This is a genomic window from Nocardioides daejeonensis, from assembly GCF_003194585.1.
Taxonomy (GTDB): domain Bacteria; phylum Actinomycetota; class Actinomycetes; order Propionibacteriales; family Nocardioidaceae; genus Nocardioides; species Nocardioides daejeonensis.
The window spans coordinates 251,944-278,527 of sequence record NZ_QHKZ01000006.1 but is presented as its reverse complement, the minus strand read 5'-3'; the positions used below and the strand labels follow the sequence as shown (position 1 = coordinate 278,527).

Sequence of the window (26,584 nt, the reverse complement as noted above, 5' to 3'; positions counted from 1 at the left end):
GGTCAGGAGCGGCGTGCGACGATCAGGGTGTCGTACGCCGTCGCGCGGGTGCCGTCGCCGGTCCTCACCTCGCGTTCGACACGGCCTGCCTCCGTCAGGTGCCAGTCGCCCGGCTGACGGATGAGCAACGAAGCCAGCTCCTCGGCGTCGCTCAGCAGCGTCGGGTCCTGGGGGCCGCCCACGCCGTGCTCGAGGTTGTGGCGGTCGTGGCTGATCCAGAAGAGGGTGCCGCCGGCCGCCGTCATCGCTGCCGCATTGGTGACCAGCTGCTCGCGCTGAGGCATCGGGAACTGCAGGTAGGCGACCACCGTCAGATCGACCGGCTCGGACGGCCGCCACGTCAGCACGTCGGCACAGATCCAGTCGACCTCGACCCCGCGGCGCTCGGCGATCGCGCGCCCCTTGGCCAGCCCGGCGTCGGCGAAGTCGACCGCGCTGGCTCGCCAGCCTTGCTCGGCGAGCCACAACGCGTTGCGTCCCTCGCCCGTGCCCAGATCCACAGCCGTGCCGGGCGCGAGGTCGCGGAGCCGCGTCTCGACGTACTGGTTGGGGCCGGCCGACCAGACCAGCTCCCCGGCCGCATAGCGCGCATTCCACTCGGTCGCGTCCATCAGTCTCCCTCTCCAACGAGCCCGGCGAACCGGTGCGTGGCGGCGTACACGTTGAGGGAGTCGCCGCGCACGAAGCCGGCCAACCCCATCCCGGCTTCGGCAGCCAGGTCGACGGCGAGGGTCGAGGGCGCTGAGACGCCGGAGATAACCGGGATCCCGGCCAGCCACGCCTTCTGCACGAGCTCGAAGGAGAGTCGACTGCTCACCTGCAGCACGCTTCCGCGGACGGGGAGCCGGCCCTGCATCAGCGCCCAACCGATCACCTTGTCGACGGCGTTGTGCCGGCCGACGTCTTCCCGCAGCACCAGCAGCTCGCCTGTTGGCGTGAAGAGTCCTGCCGCGTGGATCCCGCCCGTGCGTTCGAAGACGGCCTGGCCCTCCCGCAGCCGTTCGGGCAGCTGACCCACCAGACGTACGTCGACACGGGTGTCGTCCTCGTCGAGTCGCCACCGGGCCGAGATGCGGACCTGATCCAAGCTGTCCCGCCCGCAGAGACCACACGAGCTGGAGACCGTGTGCTGCCGATGGGCGACGTGAGCGGCGTCGCCGCGCACGGTGACGTCGACGATGTTCTTCGTCGGATCGGGCCGGCCGTCGTCGCAGTAGCGCACGCCCGCCAGCTCGTCAGGCGTGCTGAGGGTGCCTTCGGAGAGCAGGAAGCCCACCGCCAGCTCGAAGTCGTCGCCGGGGGTGCGCATGGTCACCGCCACCGGATCCTGGTTCACCCGGATCTCGAGCGGCTCCTCGACGGCGATCGTGTCAGGGCGGTTGTCGACGCGTGCGCCGCGCACCCGGATCACCTTGCGGCGCTCAGCTCGAGGACTCACGACCTCATCCAACCACTGCTGCTCGACTCCGGGTCAGAGCACCAGCTCGGGCTTGACCCGCTTCGGTGTCCAGACCCGTTGCTTGCGCGCCACCCGGCTGGTGATCAGCAGCGCCACCGCGGTCCAGGCGAGCAGCACCAGGACGTCGGCGAGCACACGGGCGTCCAAGCCGCCGTACATCAGCTGCCGGAGGCCGTCGACGGCGTAGCTCATCGGAAGCAGGTGGTGGAAGACATACAGAGGACCAGGGATCGTCTGCCATGGGAACGTGCCCCCGGAGGTCACGAGCTGCAGCACCATGAAGACCAGCCCGAGGAACTGGCCCGGCGAGCCGAGCAACGCGTTGAGCATGTGGATGATCGCCACGAAGCAGGCCGAGCAGAGGATCAGGAAGAGCCAGGTGCCGACGACGTTCGCGGGCTCGATCCCCAGGGCCAGCGCCACGATCGCGATCATCACGCTCACCTGCACCAAGCCGATCAGGGCTGGCGTGTACCAGCCGCCGAGCGCGACCCGGAGCGGGGTCTGGTTGGCTGCCAGGGCGCGCGCGGAGAGCGGCCGGATCAGCAGGAACAGCACGTAGCCGCCGATCCATGTGGCAAGCGCCAGGAAGAACGGCGCCAGCCCCGCGCCGTACGAGCTGGCTTTCGTCTGGGCGGTGGAGCGGATGTCGACGGGGTTGCCGATGGTGTCGGCGATCGCTTCGCGGGTGGCGTCGTCCATCGCGGGGATCCGTTCGGCGCCGTCGGTCAGGCCGGTGTGCAGCTGGGTGGCTCCCCTGTGCAGCTTCTTGAGGCCTGTGCGCAGGTCGCCGGCCCCCTTCGCGAGGTCTCCGGCGCCGGTGGCCAACTTCCCGGATCCGGTATCGAGCTGGTCCGCCCCCTTGCGGGCGTCGCTCACGCCGTCGACCAGCGCAGGCATCGCCGCAGCCAGCTGGTCGGCGCCGTTGGCGACGTCGCGGGCTCCGCGGGCCAACTTGTCGAGCTGGTCGCGGACGTCGGTAGCGGCCGTATCGGCCTTCCGGATCGGAGCGCCCAGCCGGTCGTAGATCCGCAGCAGGCGCCGCTGCTGTGCCTCGGTCAGACCGTCCTGCTGCATCTGCCGGACCAGGTCGGCGCGGGCGGCGTCGTACTGCTGGTCGATCTCGCTCACCACGCCGGAGACGCGGTCACCGACGTCGGCTATCCGCTGGTCGGCATCGGCGACCTGCTTGGCTCCGTCGGCGAGTTTGCGGGTGCTGGCGGGCAGCGGCGCGACCTTCTGCTGCATGGTGCCGAGACCGTCGGCGAGCCGCCCGGCGCCGTCGTGCAACTGCCGGGTGCCGTTGCGGAGCTGGTTGGCGCCCTTCCCCACCTGCGCAGCGCCGGCCTTGGCGGTGGCCAGGCCATCGCGTAGCTGGGCGGCACCGTCGGCTCCCTCGACCAGACCGGAGCGGACGTCGGCGAGGCCCACCAGGAAGGTACGGCTCGCCTCGACGGACACCTCGCTGGCCACGGCGTCACGGACCTTGTCGACGACGGTGTTGGCGATCGTGGTGGAGAGATAGGAGTTCGCGTCGTTGGTGATCAGCCGGATCCGAGCCTGGTGCGGATCGTCCGTGCCGACGCTGGAGAGAGAGGAGGAGAACTCCTTCGGAATGACCAGAGCGAAGTCGTAGTCGCCGCCCTTGACGCCCTTCTCGGCGTCGCTGAGCGCTACCTCGTGCCAGTCGAAGTCCCCGGAGTCGAGCAGGTTGTCTGCGACCTTGCGCCCGGTCTCCATCTCCTTGCCGCCGGTGTCGGTGGCGCCGGTGTCGGCCATCACCAGCGCCGCCGGCACCTGGTCGAGCCGGGCATAGGGGTCATGGTTGGCATAGAGGTAGAGCCCCGCGTAGAGCGAGGGGATGAGGATCAGCGCAAGTACCGCAATCTTCGGCATCCTGCCCGCGGTGATCCGGCGCAGCTCGGTCCAGGCGATCCTTAGCGAAGTCATCGGGTCTTCTCCTCCTGGTCGATCTGCACCAGCTGCAGGTCGTCGGGGACCGGGAACGTCGGGCTGGCGGTCACCAGGACGCCCAGCCCGCGCGCGGCCAGATCGCGGGCGAGGTCGTGCACCTCCGAGGGCACCATGCCGTGCCGCTCGGGATAGGTGAGCACGACGTGGGTGACTCCGGGACGGGCCGTCGCCAGATCAGCGAGCAAGCGCACCCGCTGGGCTGCCGGCACCTCCTCCATGGCGAGCTGCTCGGCATCGGACATCCCGTGCTCGGCGAGCACCTTGCGCACTGCGCTTCGCCGCGCCGGGCGACCGGCCATCGCGAGCTCCTCGCCGACGATCACGTGCAACGGGACCGACTCCTCCGGCTCGGTCACCCCGGGTACGTCGACCAGCGCCACCTGAGCCTGCAGCGTGCGCGGGTCCTGGGTGTCTCCCAACGTCACCTGACCGGAGCTGGGCACGATCCGTCCCGCCAGGGCCAGGGCGATGACCGTGTGGCCACTCCCTGGCCTACCGGCCGCCACCACCACCTCGCCGGGAGCGATCCGCAGTGACGTGCGGGGCAGCAGGGTGCGATGCGGCTGGCGCAGCTCCAGGTCATCGGCGAAGAGCACGGGTCCGGTGTCGGCCTTGTCATCCACACCGGGAATCTACTTGTCTCTCCGGCTGCGGGGAGGGAACGCCGGAGTGGGGAACCGGCTCGGGGCGGTGCGCGTCACAATCATGAGGCGGGCCGGTCGCGATCGAGATGGTGGCCGGCTGAGGCTGACCACTGATCGTGGCAGTCGGTCGAGCGAGAGGCGGAGGACTTTGGTGAGGCATCTGGGTGCGGGGCGCTCCCTGCGGACGGCGTTGGTATTCGTGGCGAGCATGCTGCTCGCTCCCGTGGTGATCCTGGTGGCGGCGGCACCGGCACATGCGTGCTCCTGTGCCATGGGCAAGACGGCCGACCACGTCGAATGGGCAGACCGCGTCTTCACCGGCCGGGTCGTCGCCGTGGTCTCACCCGAGACCGACGCTGAGGGCGAGCCCGGTGATCGGCTCCAGTTCACCAGCGGCAGCCGCGAGTTCGCTGTCGCGGTCGACGAGGTCTTCAAGGGCGAGGTCGGTGCCGAGATCACGCTCGTCTCCGCCGGAAACTCCGCGGCTTGTGGCTATGACACGTTGCCGGGCAAGGACGAGGAGTGGGTCTGGTATGCCCACCGGGTCGGGGAGGAGGGGGTGCCCGGCGTCGAGGGTCACCAGGACGCCTGGAGCGTCAACATCTGTGGTGGCTCTGGGCCGAGCACCGAGGTCGACCTGACCGAGATCGCTGCGCTGACCGGTGAGCGCAGCGCGCCGACCGGAGCCGGCGCAACGGACGCGTCCGACAGCACGGGTGCGGCGAGCGACAAGGGTGGTGCCGGGGCGGGGGAGGCCGCGGGCAGTGGCTCGCGTGACGCCGTACGGTGGGGGATCGGGGGCGTGCTCCTCGTGGTGGGGGCGGGCCTCGCGGGCGCGGTGCTGGTGCGTCGTAGGGCGTGAACACTGGGCGGGGCCCGGCCGCGGAGTTCCGATGAATGGACCCCAGGGCTGCCTACGGATCCTCACGTCGGCGACGATGAGGCCATGACGACCCAGCCTGCTGCCAGCCCCGAGGCCATCGACACCGCCGCGCGGCGGCTCATCCAGGCGATCGAGACGCACACTCCGTGCGCCCCGGTGCGCGACCAGATCGGCGAGAACGACGTCGCGGCGGCCTACCAGGTGCAGGAGCAGCTCATCGCGGCCCGGATCGCCGCCGGTGCCGTGGTCGTCGGCCGCAAGATCGGGGCGACCTCGAAGGCCGTGCAGGAGCAGCTGGGGGTGGACCAGCCCGACTTCGGCGTCCTGCTGGCCGACATGGAGTACCGCGAGGACCAGGTCGTGCCGATGTCTCGGCTACTGCAGCCGAAGGTCGAGGCCGAGGTGGCCTTCGTGCTGGGCGAAGACCTCGCCGACGGCCCCCTCGATGTCGCCCAGGTGCGCGGAGCCATCGACTACGCCGTCGCCGCGCTGGAGATCGTCGACTCCCGGATCGAGAACTGGAACATCTCCTTCGGCGACACCGTCGCCGACAACGCCTCCAGCGGCCTCTACGTGCTGGGCAGCCAGCGCCGCACCCTGGCTGAGTTCGAGCCGGTCGAGGTGGAGATGTCGATGACGATCGACGGCGTCGAGGTCTCGACCGGCAACGGGGCCGCCTGCCTCGGCGACCCGCTCAACGCCGTCTCCTGGCTGGCCCGCTACGCCCGCGACTTCGGTGTGCCGCTGCGCGCCGGTCAGGTGCTGCTCTCCGGCGCCCTCGGCCCGATGCGCCCGGTCGAGCCCGGCCAGGTGGTCACCGCCCACATCTCCTCGCTGGGCACCGCCACCGCCACCTTCTCCTCCTGACCGTCGAGACGCCAGCTTCGTCGCGTTGAGTAGCCACTTTCAGAGCATTGAGACGCCAACTTCCTCGGCGGCGTACGGGGAAGTTGGCGCCTCAACAGTCTGAAAGTGGCGTCTCGACGCTCTGAAGCTGGCGCCTCGACGGGGAGCTGGTGAGGCCTCGGCAGCTAGCGTGGGGGACATGTCTCGCATCGTTGTGATCGGCGGCCACGGCAAGGTGGCCCTCCTGTTGGCGCCGTTGCTGGCCAGTCGCGGTGACGAGGTCACCTCGGTGATCCGCAATCCGGCGCATGTGGAGGACGTCCGCGCTGCCGGCGCAGACCCTGTGGTGGCGGATGTCGAGCGGATGGGGGTCGAGGAGCTGGCCGACCTGCTCCGCGGCCACGACGCGATCGTCTGGTCGGCCGGCGCGGGCGGCGGCGACCCCGAGCGCACCTATGCGGTGGACCGCGACGCCGCGATCCGCGCCGTCGACGCCGCCGCGCAGGCAGGCGTACGCCGGTTCGTGATGGTCTCCTACTTCGGGGCCGGGCCGGAGCATGGCGTGCCCGACTCGGAGCCGTTCTTCCACTACGCGGAGGCGAAGGCCGCCGCCGATGCGTACCTGCGGGAGACCGATCTGGACTGGACCGTACTCGGGCCGAGCCGGCTGACGCTCGAACCGGCGACCGGGCTGATCGAGACCGGTCCCGAGGTAGGGAAGGGCGAGGTGGGCCGGGCAGACGTCGCCGCCGTCGTCGCGGCCGCCCTCGTGGAACCCGCGACCATCGGCCGGACGATCGAGTTCAACAACGGCGCTCAGCCCCTTGCCGACGCGCTGCGGGGCTGAGCACGCGCTTCCCTAGACCGGAGTGATCGAGAACCGGTAGGCCGCGGGCGCCAGTGGGGGCACGGTCGGCGTACGCGGAGCGACCGGACGCAGTCGCTGGTACGCCGCCCCCATGGGTGGCCGCGGGTCGGTGTCGCCCTTGTTGGGCCAGAAGGCCATCGCCCGCTCAGCCATCGCGGTGATCGTGAGCGATGGGTTCACCCCGAGGTTGGCGGCCACCACCGAGCCGTCGATCACGTGCAGACCCGGATGGCCGTGCAGGCGATGGTAGGGGTCGACCACACCCTCGGCAGAGGTCAGACCGATCGGGCAGCCGCCGATGAAGTGTCCGGTGGTGGGCACGTTGACCAGATCTGCCCAGGTGCCGCCCGGGACGCCGTCGATCTTCTCCGCCACCCGTCGTGCCACGTCGTGGGCTGCCGGGATCCAGACCGGGTTGGGCTCGCCGATGCCCTGCCGCGTCGTCATCCGCCGGCCCCAGGGCCGGCGGCGGGTGAAGGTGGTGAGCGAGTTGTCCTCGGTCTGCATCACCAGGAGGGGGATCGTCTGTTGCGACCAGCGCCGGGGGTCGTGCAGCAGCCGCAGGTCACGTCGCTGCCGCCACATCGCCCGGACGCCGCTGGCCAGTCGGATGCGTCCCGGCTCGGGGTCGGTGAGCGTCGCCATCATCAGGCTGATCGCGTTGCTGCCGTCGCCGTACCGGCAGGGCTCCACGTGGGTGCTCTCGTCGAGGTGGATCGAGGAGGTGATGGCGACGCCACGGGTGAAGTCCGCATCCGCGCGGCGTGACCGGGCGCCGAGGATCGCCTCGGAGTTGGTGCGCGAGAGCTCGCCCAGGCGCGGCGAGATCCGAGGCAGACTGCCGCGGTCGCGCAGCCGGTGCAGCAGTCGCTGCGTGCCCAGCGCGGCAGCCGAGAAGACCACCTGGTCGGCGGTGAAGCTCTCTCGGCGTACGCCGCCGGTCCGCCGGGTCCGGACCAGGTAGCCGCGCTGGGCGCGAGGCCGGACGTCGGTCACCGTGGTCAGGGCATGCACCGCGGCGCCGGCCTGCTCGGCCAGGTGCAGGTAGTTCTTGACGAGGGTGTTCTTGGCGCCGTGGCGGCAACCCGTCATGCAGGCGCCACAGTCGGTGCACGTGGTCCGTTCCGGGCCCTTGCCCCCGAAGAAGGGATCGGCGACCCGCTCGCCGGGCCGATCGCCGAAGAGCACCCCGACCTCGGTGGGATGGAAGGTGTCGGCGACACCGAGATCGTCGGCGACCGCCTTCATCACCTCGTCGGCGGGAGAGGAGTGCGGGTAGGTGGTGACCCCGAGCATCCGCTTCGCCTGGTCGTAGGCGGGCGCGAGCTCGGTGGCCCAGTCGGTGATGTGGGCCCAGTGCGGGTCGGCGTAGAACCGTGCCGGGGGCTCGTAAAGCGTGTTGGCATAGACCAGTGAGCCGCCGCCTACACCGGCACCGCTGAGCACCAGGGTGTCGCGCAGCGGTGTGATCCGCATGATGCCGGTGCAGCCCAGCGCCGGAGCCCACAGGTAGTCGCGGGCTCGCCAGGAGGTGGCGGGGAGCTCATCGTCCGCGAACCGGCGGCCGGCCTCGAGGACCCCGACCCGGTAGCCCTTCTCGGTCAGACGCAACGCGGAGACCGAGCCGCCGAAGCCGGAGCCGATCACGATCACGTCGTAGTGCTTCATGCGAGGGCTCCTGTTGTCGTCGTGGGGTGGAAGTCCGACAGCGCGACGTCGCTCGCGCGGCGCTGGTACTCGGCGATGGTGCCTGGCCAGTTGGTGGTGACCCGGCCGCCGTCGGTGCGATACCAGCTCGCGCAGCGGCTCCAGACCGAGTCGCCCAGGCGACGCTGCATCTCCGCGTCGTACGCCGCCGCGACGTCAGGGCGCACCTCGAGAGCGCGCCGCTCACCCCGTCGCAGCCCGGCCGCCAGATGGTCGACCGCACGGACGACGTACGCGGCCTGAGCCTCCATCATCGACACGATCGAGCCGCCACCGAGGTTGGTGTTGGGACCGTAGATCCAGAAGAGGTTGGGGAAGCCGGGCACGGTCATGCCGAGGTGGGCATAGGCGCCGTCCGCCCATACCTCGGCCAGCGAGCGGTTCCCCACTCCGTGCAGGTCGATGCCACCGAGGAAGTCGGTGGCGGCGAAGCCGGTCCCCCAGACGATGACGTCCGCCTGGTGGAGAGTGCCGTCCATCGTGCGTACGCCGTCGGGCTCGACCCCCGAGACCACATCGGTGACGACTGCGACCTGTTCCCGGTCGAGAGCCCGATACCAGTCGTTGGAGAAGAGCAGACGCTTGCAGCCGATCGGATAGTCGGGCACGAGTGCGGCGCGCTTCGCCGGATCCTTCACGGTCGCGCGGAGGTGGCCGCGCCACGCGGCATACAGCAGCTTCGGCAGTACGCCGCCGGTCTCGAAGGATCCGTTGAGCCACTCCGAGAGCCGCCAGGTCAGCTGGCGTCCGGCGCTCTGGGTGCCAGGCAGCCGTCGGTACGCCGCGTGGTGCAGCCGCGTGTAGGCGCGGTCAGGCTTCGGCACGACATAGGGCGCGGACCGCTGGTGCACGGTGAGTGCCGCGACCCGGTCGGCGATGGCGGGCACGAACTGGACTGCCGAGGCACCGGTGCCGATGACCGCGACCCGCTTGCCGGTGAGATCGACGTCGTGGCGCCAGGCCGCGGAGTGGAAGGCGTGGCCGGCGAAGGACTCGATGCCGGGAAGATCGGGGATCACCGGGTCGGAGAGCTGGCCGGTGGCCGGCACGAGGACGTCGGCGACGTACTCCTGGCCGGCTGCCGTGGTCACCCGCCACTGCCGGGCGTCCTCCTCCCACCGCGCGGAGACCACGCGCTGACCGGTCCGGATCTGCCCGCGCAGCCCGAGGCGATCGACCTCGCGCTCGATGTAGCGCAGGATGTCGGGCTGGGTGCCGTAACGACGCTCCCAGCCCGGGTTCGGGGCGAAGGACCAGGAGTAGAGCGAGGACGGTACGTCGCACGCCGCGCCGGGGTAGGTGTTGTCGCGCCACACCCCACCTGGGCCGTCGCCCCGGTCGAGCAGGGTGATGCGGTGATGGCCGGCGCGCGCCAGGTGGGCGGCCACGCCGAGGCCGCCGAGGCCGGCGCCGATGATCAGCACCGAGGGGGAGTGTGCGCTCGTCATGGCTGGAAAGGTAGGCGCCGGTCAGACCCCGGTGGGAGACAACTTCGGCCATCCGATCCACAATTGCGGACATGTCGTTGTCGTTCGAGCCTTCGGCCGCCGTCTCCTGGGACTTCCCGCGCGACGCCGCCGGGCTGGGCGTGCTGATCAGCGTCGGTCGCGAGCAGGGAGTCTCCGACGCGGCCCTGCTGGCGGGGACCGGCATCGCGCCGTCGGATCTGGAGGAGGGCGAGCGACTGGTGACCGCGCGCCAGGAGCTCCGGGTGGTGCGCAACCTGCGTGGCGCCGTACCGCAGGTGTCGGGGACGGCGGTAGGCGCGCGCTACCGGGCGGAGACGTTCGGGGCGCTCGGTTTCGCGTTGCTGAGCAGTCGCACGCTGGCGGAGGCTGCCAACCTGGCCCTGCGCTTCATCGACCTCAGCCATACGTTCGCCCTTCCGGCGCCCCGGCTGGAGGGCGGTCTGGTCATCGTCGACTTTGACGACTCAGCACTTCCCGACGATGTCGCCGGGTTCCTGGTCGAGCGCGATCTGACGGCGGTCTGGGCGGTCCTCGACCAGCTGCGACCGGGTGGCTTCCCGCCCCGTCGGGTCACCTTCCGGGCTGCGGCGCCCGCGCATCACCAGGCGGTGCACGGGGTGCCGGTGGAGTTCGGGGCTGCCGCCAACAGTCTCGTCTTCGAGCCGTCCCTCTTGGAGAGTCGGCTCGCCGGCGGAGGCGGGAGCGGCCACGCTCTTACCGAGGCCATGTGTGCGGAGTTGGTCTCCCGGCGCCGCGAGCGCGGTGGCATCGCGCAGGAGGTCCGCGTGGTGATCGCCCAGCAGTTGCCCGCAGGCGCCCCCATGGCAGGGATCGCTGCCGCGCTCGGAGTCGGTGAGCGCACCCTACGTCGCCGGCTTGCCGCCGCGGGGACCAGCTTTCAGGAGCTGCTCGACGAGGTGCGCGAGACGCTCGCCGTGCAGCTGCTGGAGACCGGCCTGCTGAGCGTCGAGGACGTCGCGTTGCGGATGGGCTATGCGGAGGCGTCGAGCTTCATCGTCGCCTTCCGGCGCTGGCGCGGCACCACGCCCGCGGCGTACCTCGGTTGACGCCTCGGCTCGCTGAAGTTGGCGTCTCGACGCGCTGAAGCTGGCGTCTCGACTCGCTGAAGCTGGCGTCTCGACGCGCTGAAGCTGGCGTCTCGACGGGCATACTGGGTATGCATACGTGGTATACATACTCGGTATCCCCAAGCGAGGAGTCGCCATGTCTGTGAAGCACGCCCTGCTCTCCCTGCTCGCGCAGGAGCCGATGTACGGCTACCAGTTGCGCGCAGAGTTCGAGTCGCGCACCGGGGCGACCTGGCCGCTCAACATCGGCCAGGTCTACACGACGCTCGGGCGCCTGGAGCGCGACGGCCTGGTGGCGGCTGACGAGCCGGGTGCGGACGGTCAGCACCACTACCGGATCACCGACGACGGACGGACTGCGGTCCTCGACTGGTTCGCCACGCCGGTCGCCCGCGACCAGGCCCGTCGCGACGAGGTGGCGATGAAGTTCGCCTTCGCGGTCACTTCGCCCGGGGTCGACGTCGGCGCAGTGCTGCAGGCGCAGCGGCGGGCGACGATGAAGGCGCTGCAGGACTACACGCGCCTGAAGCGTTCGGGTGATCCTGCCGAGGGGCGCGAAGAGCTCTCGTGGTCGTTGGTCGTCGACTCGTTGATCTTTGCTGCCGAGGCTGAGATCCGGTGGCTTGACCACTGTGAGGCTCGGGTGCGCCGGTATGCCGCCGCGCCCGCCGCGCCCGCCGCCGCGCCCGCCGCCGCGCCGCCGGCCACGCGGGCGAAGCCCGCCACTGGTGCGGAGCATGCCGAGGAGGCGGCGCGATGAGCGGCTACCTGACCTTCGAGCGCGTGACTCGCGTGCACGGCCAGGGCGCGGCGTCCGTCACGGCCTTGCGCGCGGCCAGCCTTTCGGTCGCCCGAGGTGAGCTGGTGGCGGTGATGGGGCCGTCGGGCTCCGGCAAGTCGACGCTGCTGACCCTCGCCGGCGGGCTGGACCGGCCGACCGAGGGCACGGTGCGCGTCGACGGTGTCGATCTGCGGTCGCTGACGCGCTCCGGGCTGGCCGAAGTGCGGCGTACCAAGGTCGGCTACGTCTTCCAGGGGTTCAACCTGATCCCGTCGTTGACGGCCGCCGAGAACGTGGCGTTGCCGCTGGAGCTCGATGGCCTCGGCGGGCGGGAGTCGCGACGCCTGGCCCAGGAGGCGCTGGCGGAGGTGGGTCTCGTGGACGAGGCTGCTCGCTTCCCCGACGATCTCTCCGGTGGGCAGCAGCAGCGGGTGGCGATCGCCCGCGGGGTCGTCGGCGACCGCCGCCTGCTGCTGGCGGACGAGCCCACGGGTGCCCTCGACTCGCAGACCGGGGAGGACGTGATGCGCCTGATCCGGGAGCGGTGCGACGCCGGTGCAGCCGGCATGGTCGTCACCCACGATGCGCGGCACGCGGCTTGGGCAGACAGGGTGCTCTTCATCCGGGACGGCATGGTGGTCGACGAGAGCGCGAGCGAACCGGTCGACGTGCTCCTGGCAGGGGATGCGCGGTGACGTCGTGGCGTTCCCTGCGGCCCTCGGCCCGGGTGGCGCGCCGTGAGCTGCGCCGCGGTTGGCGGCGCAGCCTGCTGGCCGTGCTCCTGATCGCGCTACCGGTCTTCGTCGTGGCGACGGCGTCGGTGCTGCTGCGTACCTTGGAGGTCACGCCGGCGGAGGCGCCCGAGCGCTGGATGGGTGCGGCCGATGCGGTGATCCGCGCCGAGAGCGGAGCATTCCAGGTCGAGCAGGGGATCGACCCGGACCAGTCCGCGAGCTGGTCGAGCAAGCCCGGTCTGAAACCGGTCGAGCCCGCCGACCTGCGCCGGGCGCTGGGGCGCGACGTACCGCTGGTGGAGTTGTCGCGCGGTGGGGTCGACGTCGAGTTCACTGATGGCGCGACCTACGCCGACGTGCTGGCGCTCGACACGAGAGACCGGCTCACCGCGGGCCTGGTCCGCGTTGAGCGGGGCCGGTTGCCCCGGGCGGCGGGAGAGGTGTTGATCAATGCGGGCCTGGCCGACCGCGGGATCGGGCTGGGGGATCCGCTGACAGTCCGATCCGCATCCGGCGAGCGAAGCATGGTGCGCGTGGTCGGCGTGGGGAGCCCCCATGGCTCCCAGGCGAGCCGGATGATGGTGGGGCTCCCGCAGACGCTTCCGATCCCCAGCGGCAGTTCCCGGTCGTGGCTGGTCGGCGGCGGAGACGTCACCTGGGACGACGTCCGTGCTCTGAACAAGATAGGAGTCTTCGCGCTCTCCCGTGCGGTGCTGGCGGATCCCGGCGATGCCCCCGACAGCATCCCCGGCAGCGGCGGCGGTGACAACCCGGTGATGGTCGCGGTCGTCGGGATGATCGTGGCGATGGTGTTGCTCGAGGTCGTGTTGCTGGCCGGGCCGGCGTTCGCGGTCGCGGCCCGCCGCCAGGAGCGTACGACGGCACTCATGATGGTCTGCGGCGCGACGCCGCGGCAGGCACGTTGGGTCGTGCTCGCGATGGCGGGGCTGCTGGGAGTGATCGCCGCCGGGCTCGGTGTCGGCCTCGGAGTGGCCGTCGGCTGGGCCTCGGTGGACTTCGCGGCCCGCACCGCCTCGGAGAGCGCCGGTCCGCTCGATCTGCGTTGGCTGGAGCTCGGCGGGGTCGCCCTCTTCGCACTCCTCAGTGCGTTCCTGGCGGCAGCGGTGCCCGCCTGGGCGGCGTCGCGGCGCGATCCGGTGGCCGTCCTGGGTGGGCGGCGGGGTGAACCGCAGCCGCGATCCGGACGTCCGATCATCGGGCTGGCTCTCCTGGGGTTCGGCGCGGTGGGCGCGATCGGTGGCGCGCAGGAGCCTGGCGGGGATGCGACCGTCGGCATTTCCGCAGTGCCTCTGGCCATCGGCATGCTGCTGGTGGTTCCGGCGCTGCTCGGCGTGATCGGGCGCGCCGCCGGCTGGTTGCCCTTCCCGTTGCGGTTCGCAGCCCGCGACGCGCTGCGAAACCGCGCCCGGACGGTGCCCGCCGTGGGTGCGGTGGCGATCACGGTCATGGGGATCGTGGCGCTCGGTGTCGGCAATGCGAGCGATGCTGCGCAGGAGCGGGCGACGAGCCTTCCTGTCATGGATCCCGATGCTGCCGTGGTGTCGCTCTACGACATGGGAGGCGGCGCGGCCAACCGGGACGACACGTGGCGCCGGATACAGGAGGCCGTCGACGCGGAGATCGGTGCCGGTGTTGCCCGCGAGGTCACGACCGTGCCCAGCAAGCGTCGGCTGCGCTTCGACGTACCCGTGCGGCGCAACGAGAGTTCCATGCTCGTCTACGGCAACGAGGTCGTGGTCGCGGATCGGGTGCCGGGCTCAGTCTGGCTGGCGAAGGTGGCGGACAGGGAGGCGGCCGATCGCGTCTTGGCGAGTGGCGGCGTGGTGCTCTTCTCCGCGTCGCGGAGCGAGCACACCGAGGCGGTGGCGCGTGCGCGCGGCACCGTCCAGCCCGCGGGCGAGGGCCAGGCCAAGCCGGGCGCCGTGACGCTGGGAGCCGCACCTGCATACGTCGCGCGCGCCGGCCTCGATGCGCCGGCCGCGGCCATCGTGTCCCCGGCGCTGGCGGCGCGGTGGAGCCTGCCCACCGAAGTGCGGGCGCTGGAGATACCGGTCGCGCTCTCGGGTGAGCGGGAGCAGCGGCTGACGGATCGGCTCTATCTCATCTCCAACGATGTGAGCGTGATGGTCGACTACTCCCAGGACCCGATCACTCCCGGCATGGTCCAGCTGATCCTCGGCGCGGGAGGTGGAGTGCTGATGCTGGCCGGCACGTTGATCGCGACGCTCCTCGCGCTCTCGGAGGCCCGTCCGGACCTGGCCACGCTCGAGTCCGTCGGTGCTTCGCCGGGAGTACGGCGTTCGGTGGCGGCGAGCTATGCGTTGGTCGTCGGTGGAGTGGGGGCGCTCCTGGGCGCCCTGATCGGGCTGATACCCGGGGTCGCCATCAGTTTCCCCTTGACCAGCACCACCTGGTTGGGAGAGGAGCGTCCCCCCGGCCTGCCCGACCACTTCCTGGAGATCCCCTGGCTGCTGATCGGCGCGCTCGTCGTCGCGTTGCCGCTCATCACCGCGGCACTCGTGTGGGCGACGACCAGGAACCGCGTGTCCTTGGCCACCCGCCTCGACTGAGCGCTCCCTGCCGCCGAGTTCGCGCGAACGACGGGCTCACTTCGCGCGAATGACGCGTTGAGTTGCCACGGCCATGCCGTTTGGGCGCACTCAACGCGTCATTCGCGCGAACTCGACGCTCAGGCCTCGTCGGTGTGGGCGACCAGGTCGGTGAGCAGGGCGGCGATCTTGGTCTGGACCTCGGCGTCGGTCAGCGGATCGACATCGAGGGCGGACTGGGAGATCACCAGGTCCTCGCGAACGGTGGCGCCGGCGATCCGGGTGGAGCGGACGGTGTCCTCGTGGGCCCACTTGCCGCCGTACGGCGTGGGGGTGGTGCCGATGACCGCGAGCGGCTTGCCGACGATGGCACCCGCGCCGTAGGGGCGGGAGAGCCAGTCGATGGCGTTGTTGAGGACGGCCGGCATGGTGCCGTTGTACTCGGGGGTGACGACCAGCACGCGGTCGGCGGCGTCGACCTGCTTGCGGAGCAGCGCGGCGGACTCGGGAGCGCCCTCGCCGTCGAGGTCCTCGTTGTAGAAGGGGACGTCGGCCAGACCTTCGACGATCTCGATGCTCACGCCTTCGGGTGCGCTCTCGCGCAGTGCCTCCGCGAGCTTGCGGTTCACGGAGTCGGCGCGGAGGCTGCCGACGAGGGTGGCGATGCGGATGTCCGACATGGGGGTGCTCCTCGAAGCGTTCAGGGGTCAGGTCTGAGGGGTCAAACGGACCGCGGTCCGCTTTCATTCCCGTGATCTGGGCCACGCTGGCCGGGTTCTCACTAGGCTGGACCGACCATGCCTGACGCTGAGCGCCCTCTGCTTCCGCTCCTCGACGACCCGCCCCGCCAGCGACGTGACGCCGCGCGTAACCGGGATGCGGTGCTGCAGGCTGCGCTGTGCCTGGTTGCCCGGGAGGGGGCGCCGGCGGTGACGATGGAGTCGGTGGCCGAGGCGGCGGGGGTCGGCAAGGGCACGGTGTTCCGGCGGTTCGGCAATCGACAGGGCCTGATGGCCGAGGTGCTCCATCAGTCGGAACTGGAGTGGCAGGCGTCCGTCATCGGGGGCGAGCCACCGCTCGGTCCGGGAGCGGAGCCGCTGGCGCGGCTGCTGGCCTTCGGTCGGTCGCGACTCGAGCTCAACCTGCGCCACGCCGACCTCATCGAGGCAGCCGCCGGAGGCGATCGCCGTTCGCACCCCGCCTGGGCCTTCGCCGCTCTCCATGTGCGACACCTGCTGGGGGAGTGCGGGGTCGCCGGCGACCTGCCGCTCCTTGCCACTGCTCTGTTGGCGCCGCTCGATGTCACGATCGTCAGGCAACAGTTGCGCGAGGGCTACCCGGCTGACCGCATTGTTGCGGCGTGGAGTGACCTGGCGCGCCGAGTGGCGGCGGCTGCCGACTAGCGCGGTCTACTCTCTCTGATCGCCGTCGCTGGGGCAGCCCGTGGTCTTGCCGCCCTCGAAGGTCGGCGCTGATGTGGATTCAGCGGCGGCCAACAGGTTGCTCAACGTCGATGGGGGCATGCCCGCGAGCTTGTGAGCCAGCATGGGGCCAACGCTCTGCATGCTGCTCGGTGGATGGTGCTGTCCTTCGAACTCGCCCCGCCCGAGAACGCCGTCGTTCGCCGGCAAGATGCCGCCTGATCCGATGGCCGACCAGCGTGCCGGGTAATAGTCGTTCTCATCGCACTCGGCCCGCTTCCACCTCAGCGCAATGACATAGTCCTCGCCAACCTCGAGTCGAGACGACGCACGTAGAGCCTCTTCGATAAGAGTGCCGTCGGAACGGTAGGCCCAGCCCATCTCGGATGTCGTGAAGACCGTCGGCGCCGGCCGAGAGGTGCTCCGAGATGACCAGAGCACGTCGCTCACCTCCATGGTCACCTTGCGACCGACGGAGAGTGATGCCTCTGCTGGGGAAGCAGCTTGGATCGGCTCCTCGTCGATTACTCGCACGGTGACGACGTGATCGGCTACGTTCACCCAGTCGACAAGGGTGTTGGATCGCACTGATTCGAGGCCCTCGACCAAGCGGACGTCGGGCTGCGACAGGGCCGTGTTGGACTGGGCGGGACCTGTGTCGCCGGCGCCGAGAGCCGACCACCCGGCGATGGTGATGGCGACGGCTGCTAGCGGCACTGCTGCGATACTGCTCATGCGTTGGTGATTCATCAGGATCCGACCAATCAGTAAACCCAGTTGATGTTGTTCTTGACCGTTTCCCCGAGGCCCGGGCCCGGGATCGCGTCGAGTGGGGCTCGCATGATGCCCATTACCCCGGCATCGAATGCGCGGACGGGGTCTGCTTGAGGGCCATGGAAGAGTCCGAAGGCATGCCCTGCCTCGTGCCCGGCCACTCGCTGGCTGTAGGTCCCAGCACCCCGAATTCTGATGTAGTGCTGGTCGCAGCGATGGCGTGTGCCGTCGACCGGGTCGTCGCACCACGTCGTACCCAACACCCAGTCCGGGCGGCCGAAGGCTCCTTCCTGCCAGACCACGTCTGTTTCGCCGACCCCCGAGAAGACGGGGGTGGCGTCGTAGGACACTGCCAAGTCGGTCTTCGTGTCGTACCTGCTCATCACCTTCGCAACTACTTCACGGTCAGGTGCTTCCAGTTCTAGGGCGCCGGCGCTGTCCATGTAGTAGCTGACCGAGGAGTTGTCAGTTGCGCAGATCGTATTGATCCCCATGCCGGCCTCGCATGGTCCACTCCAGGTGCCGTTCGGAACGATGAGGTCGTCGGCTGGTGCGGCCTGGACCGCAATCGCTGTCATGAAGCCAAGAGTCATGAGGCCTAATACGCCTGCCCGCGCCTGAGCTGCCGCGAAGTTCAAGGCCTAGCTCCTCTGTTCGTTCCGTGGGGTGAGCCTGTGCGGTCATTCCTGAGCTGGCAAGGGACATGAGGGTGAAAGCTGGACGCGACGGGTAATTCGTCGCCGAACTTGTCATGCGGGTGACAAGTTTCCTGCCGACGGTTGAAGCATTGGCAGCATGAGTGGCTGTCTCGCCTCGTGACTGAACTCTGCGAAGACCCCACCGCTGACTGCGCTGCGGAACTAACCTGCGGCGCATGCACCTGGCTCTTCGTACGGCGGCACTCCTGGTCGCGCTCCTCCTCCCTGGCGCCGGCCTGACCCCCATCGCTCCGGCGGCCCCGGCGTCACGGGGGCCGAGTGCTGCGGCGTGTGACTACGGTGTCCAGCGCACCACTGCGTACCGCGCTCGCGGCGGCGAGAAGGCGCCAGTCGCGGTCACGGGCAAGCGGAAGGCGAAGGTCTGCGAGGACGGGACCGGCGTGCTCGGCCAGGAGCCGATGCTCGCCGTCAACCGTCGCGGGACGATCTTCCTCGGCATGGCGAGCAAGGAGGGAGTGCTGACCCAGGCCGGCTTCCTCACGGGCACCGCCCAGTCCTACCTCCTCCGCAGCCGCAACGACGGCCGCAGCTGGCAGCGCATCGCTCTGCCCCGGGGCATCAACACCTCCGAGGGCGTTCCGTACGTCGACCCGGCCACCGACCGCCTCTGGGTCACCTCCACCAACCTCGGGTTGCCGTGCGGCGCGCCCGTGGCGTGGAGCGACGACGAGGGCGTCACCTGGCGCACCGCCAAGAAGCGACCCGGCTGTCAGCCGTTGAGCGGTGGCGACTGGCCGAAGCTCTTCACCGGGCCCTACCGGAAGACCGCCGAGGTCGCCGCCGGGTCCATGCCACGCCGTGCGGTCTATCTGTGCAACTACATCCCGTCGATCTGGGTCGCGGTCACCATCGCGTGTTGGCGCTCGGACGACAGTGGGGAGACCTTCGGCTTCTTGGGCAACCTGCCGGTCAGGAGTCTGGTCTGCCGCTCCGGCGAGACCGCCGGCGGCTCGTTCCACACGATCGTGCATGGCACCGGTCAGGTGCTGCGCGACGGCACGGTCGTCGTGCCGGTCGACATGTGCGGCACGATCATCGCGCTACGCAGCATCGACAACGGTCGCAGTTGGACGAGCTCGTCGGCGATCGGCAAGGCCGGAAGCGTTCGCAACTTCCTCGACGGCTCGGCGGAGAGCCTGGCCCAGAACGTCTTCATGAACATGTTCTTCGATCAGACCCTCGCCCAGGACGACCGAGGCAACCTGTACGTCGGGTGGGTGCGTGACGGCGTACACCTGGCGGTCTCGCGCGACGGAGGCAAGAGCTGGCGCCAGCTCGGCCGGGTCTCGCCGCCGCAGGTCAAGGGAGCAGTCAACGTGTCGGTGACTGCTCGTGGCCGCGGCGAGGTGGCGCTGGCCTGGTGGGGCACCGAGGCGTTGACCGATCCGTTGCTCGGCTTCGGGGAGAAGTACCGCGGCTGGATGACGCACAGCCGCAACGCCCTCGCCAAGCGCCCGGTCTTCAGCAGCGCCGCGACCAGTGCCGCGAAAGCGCCTCCGCAGATCACCAACGCAACCGGGTGCTGCGCCAGTCTGCAGATGTTCATCGAGTACAGCGGAGTACGGTTCACCGGCAAGCGGCAGGTCCGGGCGGCGTTCGTCCGCTTCCACCGCAAGGACCTTCCGGAGCTGGTCTACGGGAGGATGCAGCTGCCGCGCCGGGGCTGACGCGGGTTAGTGGTGTGCGCGCTGCTGTGAGCCTGCTCCGTTTCCCTGAGCTGGAAGACCAGTACGCCGCCGCGTGGGCGGAGTGGGAGGCATCGGGAGAGCAACGTGTGTGGGGACGAGGTGGCCGGGCCGGGCTCGATCTGATTGCGGGATGGATATCTCGGGAGTCACGCACCAACCGCGGGATCGTCAACGCCAGCGAGACCGGCCCTCACCTGGTCGAGCGAGATCGATTCTTGGGGATTGAGTCGGTGCTCCAGCAGTGCCACCCGATCCTCGGCATCCTCCAGGCGCTCCATCAGATCCTCGTAGCGCTCAGGCGACACGAGCACTCCCGCAGGCTTGCTGTGCCGGAGCAGGTACACCGGCTCATTGTCGGCGATGCGGGCCAACTCAGTGAGCTTGGCCTCCGCCTCGCTGATAGCGATCATGTGCATGGTCCATCCCCCCTCGTAGATGTCGCGTCGGTGGCCGACCTTCACAACCTCCACCGTCAGGATCTGATCCTCCACGGTGGAGATGATCCGCTAGTCGCCCACGCGCACCCGGTAGTCGTCACGACCCGTGAGCTTCTTGACGCCAGCAGGACGAGCATCGATGGCCAGAGACTCGATCGCCGCGATGATGCGACGACGAGCAGGCTGGGACGCCTTGGCGATCTTGATCTGCGCGTCCTCATCACGTCTGACAACTATCCATTGTGCCGGCCATCATGGGAGTCGGGACAGGATCGCGAGGTGCGACGCTGCCCAGAGCACGAGCAGCAGGCCGACAGGTCGCGGGACACGCGGCAGGAACGCGGCTCGCCACCGCGGAGTAGCAGAGCGGCGTGCCGGCCGAGACGCTTCGATGGAGCGCCAGAGCTCCTCTTCTGAGTTTTGCCAGCCCTCACGCTCCATCGAAGGCCAGGGGCGGCGTACGGCGGAGCGGGGGTGGATTCAGCCCAGCAGGTCGCGCACCGCCAGCGAGCCGAAGACCATGGCCGAGCCGAGCGGGGCGCCCGGGCCGGGGTAGTAGGCACCGAAGACAGAGGCCGAGGCGTTCGAGGTGGCGTAGAGGCCGGGGATCGCGGTGCCGTCCTCGCGCAGGGCCCGGGCGGCGGCGTCGGTCACCACGCCGCCCTTGGTGCCGAGGTCGGAGAGGACGAACCTGGCGGCGTAGAAGGGGCCGTTCGCCAGCGGCACGAGCGCCTTGTTCTTGCCGTTGTCGACGAAGACGAAGTTGGTGTCGAACTCGTCGTCGCCGCGGCCGAACTCCTCGTCCACGCCGGATTCGGCAAGTGCGTTGAACCGCTCGACGGTGGCGATGATCGCCGGGATGCCGAGCCTCGCGGCCAGCTCCTCGACGGTGTCGGCCTGCACCCAGGTGCCTGCCGCCAGATGTGCGGCGGGGTCGCCCTGGGGCATCGCGATCGCGGGCAGCTGGCCGCCCTCGGTGTTGTCGAAGAGGTACCACGACGGGATGCGCTCGGGCGCCTTCGCCATTTCGCGACCGAACCGGTCGTAGGGCAGGCACTCGTTGGCGTAGCGCTGGCCGGTCTGGTCGACCATGAGGCCGGAGCGGAAGCCCAAGGTGAAGGTGCCCGACCCATCGGGCTGGGCCAGGCCGGGGCAGTACCAGCCCTCGTTCAGCAGCGCAGTGGCCGCGCCCACCGCCATGGCCGCGTCGATCGGTTCGCCCTGGTTGGTGCCGCGCGGCGCCATCGTCCACTCCGCCGAACCCGGCACGCCACGTTCGGCGCGTCGGGCCGCGTCGCCCTCGTAGCCGCCGCTGGCAAGGACCACACCCCTGCGGGCCACGATCGTCACCGGTCCGTCGGCGGTCTCCGCCACGATGCCCGTCACGCGGCCCTCGCTGGTGACCAGCTCCGTCATCCGGTGGCCGGTCAGGACGGTGCCACCGTCTCGAAGGAAGGCGCCGAGCAGCCGCCCGATCAGGGCCTGCCCGCCGGTGAGCGTACGTCGTCCGCGCTCGCCGACGCGGTCCTTGTCGACCGGCGGTCGGAGCAGTGCATCGACCCGCTCCGCGGCCGGCAGCTCGTCTCGCCTGATGTTGCTGGGCTGGATCGACCGACCGCCGGGCACACGCCCTGGGCGGTCGTAGTACTCGGGGAATGGGGTGAACTCGAACTCGATCAGGTCATCGCTCTCGAGCTCGGCGACCAGGCGTGGCGCCTCGGCGAGGAACGCCTCGATCTTCGCCTGGTCGGGCTCGTCGAGGAGAGCGCCGAGGTAGGTGCGCGCCGAGTCCGTGGAGTCAGATATGCCGAGCCGCTGCTGGACCTGGGTGCCGGGCAGCCAGCAGGCCCCACCGGAGTACGCCGACGTGCCGCCGACCCGGTCGGTGCGCTCGACCACCACGGTCGAGAGGCCGTGCTTGGCAGCCAGATGCGCGGCTGTCATCGCGCCGCCACCGGAGCCGACGATGACGACGTCGAAGACCTGCTCGTTGCTCATGGGCCATCCCTTTCCTCGGATCGAAAGCACTCTATTTCCCGGCGCCCGGCGACGCGGGTCGGAGTCCCACTCAGCACGGGGCGAGACGCTCGGCCGGCGACGGTCAGCCGCGGACGGCGGGTATGACCCGTTCGGCAAGCAGGCGCAGGTGCTCCCACGATGGCTCCTCAGGCAGCCCGCCGCAGGAGGGGTGACTGGTCACCACCCGGATCTCCTTCGCCTGCAGCCTGGCGATCAGGTCGTCGGGGTGCAGGACGGCGTAGACGCCGGCGGCGCGCATCTCCTCGACCGAGGTGGAGGCATCGGCGACGTGCGTGGCCGTTGCCGGGTCCCGCCCCGCTTCGTCGCGCCAGGCCTGGTAGGCCGTGGCATCGTGGAGCAGGTGGGTTCCGTACTGCTCCCAGAAGGCGCCCGGCTCCTCGGAGCAGAAGATGGCAGCGGGCCCGCTTCTCGGGGGCGCCATCACCCAGCCGGGATCGCGGCCGAGGTCGCGGCAGGCGTCCTCGTAGGCCGCTCGTAGTCCCGGGTCGGCTGTCTGCGGTGCGAATCCGATGCCCAGCCGGGCCGCGCGACGTGCTGCCGCGACCGAGCCGCCTCCCTGCAGGAACATCGGATGGGGCTGGCTGTAAGGAGCGGGAGTGATCCGGTGGCGTTGCCCGCCCCGGTCGATCTCCTCGCCGCGCAGCGCTGCCAGGAGGGTCTGCAGGCGTGCTTCGAGGTCGGCGCCGCGGGTGTGCCAGTCGCGCTCGAGCAGGTCGTACTCCAGGGTGCGATAGCCGAGCCCGAAGGTGTAGCTGACCCGGCCTTTGCTCAGGTGGTCGAGCACCGAGATGTCCTCGGCGAGCCGCACCGGGTCGTAGAGATTGGCGAGCAGCGCGGAGACCGACAGCTGGATCCGTTCGGTGACCGCCGCGAACGCGCCGGCTACGACCAGAGGGCTCGGCAGGTAGCCGTCCGCGGAGGCGTGGTGCTCGGAGAGCAGCAGGACGTCGTGGCCGTGCCGGTCGACGTACGCCGCCTGCCGCACCGCGCGGGCGAAGAGCTCTTGGCGTTGCTCGGGGGAGGCGTCGGGGGCGCGGAAGTCGTAGCGGGTGACGAAGACGGCCATGGCGGCAGCCTCGCAGAACTCGCCGACAGGTTCGGCCGGCGGTTCCACTCAGGCGCCTGACCGCGCTTGCCGTACGACGAAAGTCGGACCCGACTGTCAACCTGGGACGACGCGGCGGGAAGGGCAACGAGTGAAGGATCGGAGGTTCGACGAAAGGACAACTTGAATGCGATGGAGACGTGTCGCGAGTGCGACCGCTTTGACCCTGGTGGCGACCCTCGGTGCTGTGACGTCGGGTGCGATGACGGCTACGTCGGCCTATGCGGCCGGCGCCGGTACCTCGAGCGGGACCATCGCCTTCATCAAGAGCAACAACGTATGGGTGGCGCGGGGAGACGGCTCGGGTCAGACCAGGATCACGACTGACGGCACCGCGTCGAGCCCCTACGCGGAGCCGAGCATCTCCGACAACGGACGCATCGCGGTGATGAAGGGGGACAACACGATCCGGGTGATCAACCAGTCCGGCAAGGTGCTCAACTCGATGACGCCCGGTGATCTCTTCATCGAGGGTGCCGGCACGACCATCCGCGTCACGCGGCTCACGGAGCCGGCCATCTCGCCGGACGGCAAGCGAGTCGCCTACTCGCAGTTCCGCACGGTCCAATACAGCGGCTCCACCTCCTGGACGGTCGAGTCGCTGACCGCGCTGAGCACGGTCGGGAACGGCGATGTCGACTTCGACGGCGGCCTCTTCGAGGGGACGGACGCGTCGTGGCTGACGAACTCGCGCATCGTCCTCTCCCGGTCGGGACCCGTGCAGCTGCGCGATTGGGGTAGCGGCGCCGAGTCGACGACCTGGTTCCGCGACGAGGACGTCTTCGAGCTCGGCTGGCTGGAGTGGATGGACCTCAGCGAGCCCGTGCTCTCACCGGGCGGCACGCACCTGGCGTTCCTGGGCAGCGGCGGCAACATGCTGGCCTTGGCGACGGTGGCTGGGAACCCGCGCACCGGCGTTCCCGCCCCACCGACGTTCGCATGCGCCTCGGTCGAGGAGGGAGAGGTCCCGGAGCCCTACCTGAGTCATCACGAACGACCGAGCTTCGGCCCGACCGATGACGAGGTCGTCTACGAGCAGTACGGAAGCATCTACAAGATCAGCAACTTCGCTGCCTGCGAAGGCGGTGCGGTCGTCAGCAAGATCATCGCCGGCGGCAGCGATCCGGACTGGTCGAAGGCAACCTATGCCCCCGGCACGTCGAGCGCTGCCCAGGCACTCAAGGCCAAGAAGGCGCCCAAGGTCAAGGGCAAGGCCGCCGCCGGCAAGATCCTCAAGGCAACGATGGGCACCTGGTCGAAGGCGCCCACGGCGGTGAGCTTCCGCTGGCTGCGCAACGGCAAGGCGATCAAGGGTGCGAAGGGAGCGAAGGCGACCTACAAGGTTCGCAAGGGCGATCGGGGCAAGCGACTCGCGGTGCGGGTGACGGCCAAGCGTCCAGGCTTCCGTGACGGGTCGGCGACCTCCCGGGCGGTCCAGGTGCGCCGCTGACACGTGGTTCGACGTGAGGGGTCCGGTGAGAAAGTCTCGCCGGACCCCTTGCGCTTCCCCCTTCACGTCGCCAAACTGGACACATGTCCAGTCAGGTGTCCAGCGGCCCCCGCCAGGGGCTGAACCCGCGGCAGGCCGAGACCTACGCGCGGCTGCTCGTTGCCGGCGAGGCCGAACTCCGCGCAGTGGGTCGCGATGCGCTCACGGTGCGCACCGTCGCGCAGCGGGCGGGCGTCTCGCCGGCCACTGCCTACACCTACCTCGCCTCGCGCAACCACCTCTACGCCGAGCTGTTCGCCCGGCTGCTCGGTGACAATCCAGCGCCGGAGGTGACGCAGGAGACGGCGTACGAGCGTGTGCGCGCGGTCGTGCACCACTTCGCAGACCTGCTGCATGCGGCGCCCGAGATCACCGCCGCCGTCACCCCCGCCTTGCTCGGCGACGACCCGGAGGTCGAGCGACTGCGGTTGCGGATCGGATCGGAGTTCGCCCGCCGCTTCGCCGCCGCGCTCGGCGACGCGAACCGCGCCGACGTGCTCGATGCGCTGCTGCTCGCCTTCTCTGGCGCGTTGCTCCAGGTCGGCATGGGCCTGATGACCTACCCGGAGTTCCGGGATCGACTCGACGCGGTGACCGCGGTGATCCTCAAGGAGCAGGCGTGACCAGCACGTTGGCGTTCGACCCCTATGACTACGGGTTCCAAGCGGACCCTTACCCCACCTATGCGCAGCTGCGGGAGCACGCGCCGCTGCATCACAACACGGCCCTGGACCTGTGGGCGATCACCCGGCACGCCGACGTGACCGCCGCGCTGCGCGACGACGCCCGCTTCTCCAACGCCATGGGCGTCTCCCTCGACGCCAGTGCCTGGCGTCCCGACGCCTACAAGGTGATGTCGTTCCTGGCGATGGACGCGCCGAGGCAGACCAGGCTGCGCAAGCTCGTCTCCCGCGGCTTCACGCCGAAGCGGGTGCAGGAACTCACCCCGCGGATCGAGCAGCTCACCGCCCACTACTTCGACGCCTCCCTGGACGGCGAGCTGGACTGGATCACCGACGTCGCCGGCCGGCTGCCCATGGACGTCATCTCCGAGATGATGGGCGTGCCCGCAGCCGACCGCGACGAGATCCGCCGTCTTGCCGACCTCGTGGTGCATCGGGAGGAGGGCGTGCGCGATGTGCCGGTCGCCGGGATGGAGGCATCCCTGCACCTGGTCGCCTACTACGCCGAGATGGTCGCCGAGCGTCGAGTACGCCCGGTCGACGACCTGACCTCGGCGCTGTGTCAGGCGGAGGTCGACGGAGACAAGCTGGAGGACGAAGAGATCATCGCCTTCCTCTTCCTCATGGTCGTCGCGGGCAACGAGACCACCACGAAGCTCCTGGGCAACGCCGTCTTCCACCTCACCCAGCGCCCGGAGCAGTTCGCAGCCGTCTTCGACCCGGCCCGCGACCTGGTCAACGTGTGGATCGAGGAGACGCTGCGCTTCGACACCTCCAGTCAGATGCTGGCCCGGCATCTGCTGACGGACTACGAGATCGACGGCGTGGTGGCGCCGGCCGGCTCCAAGGTGATGCTGGTGCTCGGCTCGGCCAACCGGGACGAGCGTGTTTTCACCCGGGCCGACGCCTACGACATCCACCGTGACAAGGACGAGCTGACGCAGATCGCCAGCTTCGGTGGCGGCCGCCACTACTGCCTGGGCGCGAACCTTGCCCGGTTGGAGGCCCGGATCGTGCTGCACGAGCTGGTCCGCCGGGTGAGCGACATCGAGGTCGACCACGAGCGGTGCGTCCGCGTCCACTCCACCAACGTGCGCGGCTTCGCCTCCGTCCCGATGAAGGTAGCCCTGCGAGAGAGGGTTCGCGCATGAACGAGGAGACGCCGCGGCGATGCGCCGAGGTACGAGGTGCGCCGGAGTGGGGCA

The 26,584-nt window shown here is 69.9% G+C and carries 24 protein-coding genes; 12 read left to right on the top strand and 12 right to left on the bottom strand.

Annotation, left to right across the window (positions count from 1 at the left end; genetic code table 11):
• Window positions 1-2 precede the first annotated feature (2 nt).
• The 4 genes from DNK54_RS16770 to DNK54_RS16755 are packed head-to-tail and all read right to left on the bottom strand — an operon-like array spanning window position 3 to window position 4,056.
• Window positions 3-611 (bottom strand): class I SAM-dependent methyltransferase, encoded by a 609-nt coding sequence (locus DNK54_RS16770; RefSeq protein WP_110208135.1) that lies wholly within the window; start codon window positions 609-611, stop codon window positions 3-5.
• On the bottom strand, window positions 611-1,438 hold the full coding sequence (gene fdhD / locus DNK54_RS16765) for a formate dehydrogenase accessory sulfurtransferase FdhD (RefSeq protein WP_110208134.1): 828 nt from the start codon (window positions 1,436-1,438) through the stop codon (window positions 611-613). The genes DNK54_RS16770 and fdhD overlap by 1 nt, the downstream gene beginning before the upstream one ends.
• 33 nt (window positions 1,439-1,471) lie before the next feature.
• Window positions 1,472-3,409 (bottom strand): YhgE/Pip domain-containing protein, encoded by a 1,938-nt coding sequence (locus tag DNK54_RS16760; RefSeq protein WP_110208133.1) that lies wholly within the window; start codon window positions 3,407-3,409, stop codon window positions 1,472-1,474.
• Window positions 3,406-4,056, bottom strand: coding sequence for an ATP-binding cassette domain-containing protein (locus tag DNK54_RS16755; protein ID WP_162602513.1), 651 nt, complete (start codon window positions 4,054-4,056; stop codon window positions 3,406-3,408). Before DNK54_RS16755 ends, DNK54_RS16760 begins: the two co-directional genes overlap by 4 nt.
• Before the next feature lie 172 nt (window positions 4,057-4,228).
• Between DNK54_RS16755 and DNK54_RS16750 the strand changes: the two genes are divergently transcribed.
• From DNK54_RS16750 to DNK54_RS16740, 3 genes are all read left to right on the top strand, one after another.
• Window positions 4,229-4,939 (top strand): hypothetical protein, encoded by a 711-nt coding sequence (locus tag DNK54_RS16750; RefSeq protein WP_162602512.1) that lies wholly within the window; start codon window positions 4,229-4,231, stop codon window positions 4,937-4,939.
• 84 nt (window positions 4,940-5,023) lie between these two features.
• Window positions 5,024-5,827 (top strand): 2-keto-4-pentenoate hydratase, encoded by an 804-nt coding sequence (locus tag DNK54_RS16745; RefSeq protein WP_110208130.1) that lies wholly within the window; start codon window positions 5,024-5,026, stop codon window positions 5,825-5,827.
• Between the two features lie 178 nt (window positions 5,828-6,005).
• Entirely contained in the window at window positions 6,006-6,653 is a 648-nt protein-coding gene (locus DNK54_RS16740) for an NAD(P)H-binding protein (RefSeq protein ID WP_110208129.1), read from the top strand.
• A gap of 12 nt (window positions 6,654-6,665) precedes the next feature.
• On the opposite strand, the gene DNK54_RS16735 is transcribed toward DNK54_RS16740, so the two are convergent.
• Window positions 6,666-8,342: an FAD-dependent oxidoreductase gene (locus tag DNK54_RS16735; RefSeq protein WP_110208128.1), complete on the bottom strand. Its 1,677-nt coding sequence runs from the start codon at window positions 8,340-8,342 to the stop codon at window positions 6,666-6,668.
• On the bottom strand, window positions 8,339-9,829 hold the full coding sequence (locus tag DNK54_RS16730) for a flavin-containing monooxygenase (RefSeq protein ID WP_110208127.1): 1,491 nt from the start codon (window positions 9,827-9,829) through the stop codon (window positions 8,339-8,341). Before DNK54_RS16730 ends, DNK54_RS16735 begins: the two co-directional genes overlap by 4 nt.
• Before the next feature lie 71 nt (window positions 9,830-9,900).
• On the opposite strand from DNK54_RS16730, the gene DNK54_RS16725 reads away from it, so the two are divergent.
• From DNK54_RS16725 to DNK54_RS16710, 4 genes are all read left to right on the top strand, one after another.
• Window positions 9,901-10,917 (top strand): AraC family transcriptional regulator, encoded by a 1,017-nt coding sequence (locus DNK54_RS16725; protein ID WP_110208126.1) that lies wholly within the window; start codon window positions 9,901-9,903, stop codon window positions 10,915-10,917.
• 157 nt (window positions 10,918-11,074) lie between these two features.
• On the top strand, window positions 11,075-11,698 hold the full coding sequence (locus DNK54_RS16720; RefSeq protein WP_110208125.1) for a PadR family transcriptional regulator: 624 nt from the start codon (window positions 11,075-11,077) through the stop codon (window positions 11,696-11,698).
• Window positions 11,695-12,414 (top strand): ABC transporter ATP-binding protein, encoded by a 720-nt coding sequence (locus DNK54_RS16715; RefSeq protein WP_110208124.1) that lies wholly within the window; start codon window positions 11,695-11,697, stop codon window positions 12,412-12,414. Before DNK54_RS16720 ends, DNK54_RS16715 begins: the two co-directional genes overlap by 4 nt.
• The gene (locus DNK54_RS16710; RefSeq protein WP_110208123.1) at window positions 12,411-15,044 is read left to right on the top strand and encodes an FtsX-like permease family protein; all 2,634 of its coding nucleotides are present in this window, start codon (window positions 12,411-12,413) and stop codon (window positions 15,042-15,044) included. The genes DNK54_RS16715 and DNK54_RS16710 overlap by 4 nt, the downstream gene beginning before the upstream one ends.
• A 119-nt stretch (window positions 15,045-15,163) precedes the next feature.
• Here DNK54_RS16710 and DNK54_RS16705 read toward each other — a convergent pair whose 3' ends face one another.
• Entirely contained in the window at window positions 15,164-15,703 is a 540-nt protein-coding gene (locus DNK54_RS16705; protein WP_110208122.1) for an NADPH-dependent FMN reductase, read from the bottom strand.
• Window positions 15,704-15,820: 117 nt separating this feature from the next.
• Between DNK54_RS16705 and DNK54_RS16700 the strand changes: the two genes are divergently transcribed.
• Window positions 15,821-16,426: a TetR/AcrR family transcriptional regulator gene (locus tag DNK54_RS16700; protein ID WP_110208121.1), complete on the top strand. Its 606-nt coding sequence runs from the start codon at window positions 15,821-15,823 to the stop codon at window positions 16,424-16,426.
• A gap of 6 nt (window positions 16,427-16,432) precedes the next feature.
• Here the strand turns inward: DNK54_RS16700 and DNK54_RS16695 are convergent, their stop codons facing one another.
• Both DNK54_RS16695 and DNK54_RS16690 read right to left on the bottom strand, forming a co-directional pair.
• A complete protein-coding gene (locus DNK54_RS16695) occupies window positions 16,433-17,179 on the bottom strand; it encodes a hypothetical protein (protein WP_110208120.1) in 747 nt (248 codons plus the stop codon).
• Window positions 17,180-17,208: 29 nt separating this feature from the next.
• Entirely contained in the window at window positions 17,209-17,856 is a 648-nt protein-coding gene (locus DNK54_RS16690) for a hypothetical protein (RefSeq protein ID WP_162602511.1), read from the bottom strand.
• A gap of 236 nt (window positions 17,857-18,092) precedes the next feature.
• On the opposite strand from DNK54_RS16690, the gene DNK54_RS16685 reads away from it, so the two are divergent.
• Window positions 18,093-19,604 (top strand): sialidase family protein, encoded by a 1,512-nt coding sequence (locus DNK54_RS16685; RefSeq protein WP_110208118.1) that lies wholly within the window; start codon window positions 18,093-18,095, stop codon window positions 19,602-19,604.
• A 167-nt stretch (window positions 19,605-19,771) separates the two neighbouring features.
• Here the strand turns inward: DNK54_RS16685 and DNK54_RS21330 are convergent, their stop codons facing one another.
• From DNK54_RS21330 to DNK54_RS16660, 3 genes are all read right to left on the bottom strand, one after another.
• A complete protein-coding gene (locus DNK54_RS21330) occupies window positions 19,772-20,116 on the bottom strand; it encodes a type II toxin-antitoxin system Phd/YefM family antitoxin (protein WP_204164651.1) in 345 nt (114 codons plus the stop codon).
• A 426-nt stretch (window positions 20,117-20,542) separates the two neighbouring features.
• Window positions 20,543-22,060 (bottom strand): FAD-dependent oxidoreductase, encoded by a 1,518-nt coding sequence (locus tag DNK54_RS16665; protein WP_110208117.1) that lies wholly within the window; start codon window positions 22,058-22,060, stop codon window positions 20,543-20,545.
• Window positions 22,061-22,163: 103 nt separating this feature from the next.
• A complete protein-coding gene (locus DNK54_RS16660) occupies window positions 22,164-23,168 on the bottom strand; it encodes an LLM class flavin-dependent oxidoreductase (RefSeq protein WP_110208192.1) in 1,005 nt (334 codons plus the stop codon).
• A gap of 166 nt (window positions 23,169-23,334) precedes the next feature.
• Between DNK54_RS16660 and DNK54_RS16655 the strand changes: the two genes are divergently transcribed.
• The 3 genes from DNK54_RS16655 (at window position 23,335) to DNK54_RS16645 (ending at window position 26,530) form a co-directional block, all read left to right on the top strand.
• Window positions 23,335-24,657 carry a TolB family protein gene (locus DNK54_RS16655; protein ID WP_110208116.1) on the top strand — a complete coding sequence of 441 codons (1,323 nt, stop codon included), beginning with the start codon at window positions 23,335-23,337 and terminating at the stop codon, window positions 24,655-24,657.
• Between the two features lie 83 nt (window positions 24,658-24,740).
• Entirely contained in the window at window positions 24,741-25,319 is a 579-nt protein-coding gene (locus tag DNK54_RS16650; protein WP_110208115.1) for a TetR/AcrR family transcriptional regulator, read from the top strand.
• A complete protein-coding gene (locus DNK54_RS16645) occupies window positions 25,316-26,530 on the top strand; it encodes a cytochrome P450 (protein WP_204164650.1) in 1,215 nt (404 codons plus the stop codon). Before DNK54_RS16650 ends, DNK54_RS16645 begins: the two co-directional genes overlap by 4 nt.
• Window positions 26,531-26,584: the final 54 nt, after the last annotated feature.